1 protein-coding gene is annotated in these 919 nt (G+C 63.9%); it reads left to right on the top strand.

All coding sequences use genetic code 11. From position 1 onward, the window contains the following. Positions 1-511: 511 nt before the first annotated feature. Positions 512-919: hypothetical protein (locus ACYVDE_RS24450; RefSeq protein WP_460504122.1), on the top strand; the 408-nt coding region annotated here is incomplete at its 3' end.

Below are 919 nucleotides of genomic sequence, written 5' to 3'. Positions count from 1 at the left end.
CGGTCGTTGTCGCGCTGGGCGCGCTCGGAGCGGGCCCGTTCGACGGGCGAAAGGCGGCGGGGGTCGTTGTGGTCGAAAGCGGTGGCGGCCGAAGCAGCGGTGGAAGCGAACAGGCCGAAGGCGGCAACGAGCGAAAGCAAGGAGGTTTTCATGACAAGGAGAAGTTGAGGGAGGTGAGGAGAAAAACCGCGGCGGAACGAAGATTTTGCGGGCCGCCGGGCGGAAAGTTTTTGATTGACGCGTCTGCCCTTCCCAAGACAAGCGCTGTGCCACACCCCATTGGCATCATTTTGCTCTTTTACAAATAATATTCTGATTAAAAATACTTTAACGAGTAAGACCGCATTAATTCTCCCGATTAAGAGGCGAAGTGTGCCGACGTAATCGGTGCTTCCGGGCTGGGCGGCAGCAGCGTCAGCGGCACAAAACGCGCGCGGCTTGGCACGCAAATCCGGTTTTGGGCTGTGTAATCGGCCGGCGGGCTGCATCAGGACAGCAAACCTGACCGCCTATGCGCCCGCTCCTGCTCCTCGCCCTGCTCCTGCTGCCCTTCTTGCCCGCCCGCGCCCAGCAGCGCGTGGCCGAGGCCCGCCAGCAGAGCTACCTCACCAAGGTTTTCCGCCTCAGCGAAGCTCAGACCCGCCGGCTCTACGAGCACGGCCTGAACGCGGCGCGGGCCGATTTCTTCACGCTGGCCGTCGATTCCTTCGCCACCGATAGGCCCGTGCGCCGCCCGCTGCCGCCCGGCTACTACCTCGAAGCCCACGCCGAGGGTTCGCAATTGGTGTACGCGCTGCGCGCCGAAACCGACCGCGAAGTGGCTCTGATTGATAACCAGGTCGACCTCACGCTGGTGGTGCCCGACTCGCTGCGCCGCTCGCTGCCCGATGCGCAGGTGGCCGTGGCCGGCCGCCCGCTG

This window comes from Hymenobacter agri (assembly GCF_054778495.1).
Note: the sequence above shows the minus strand (reverse complement) of the source record. Positions and strands in the feature narration are given on the sequence as shown.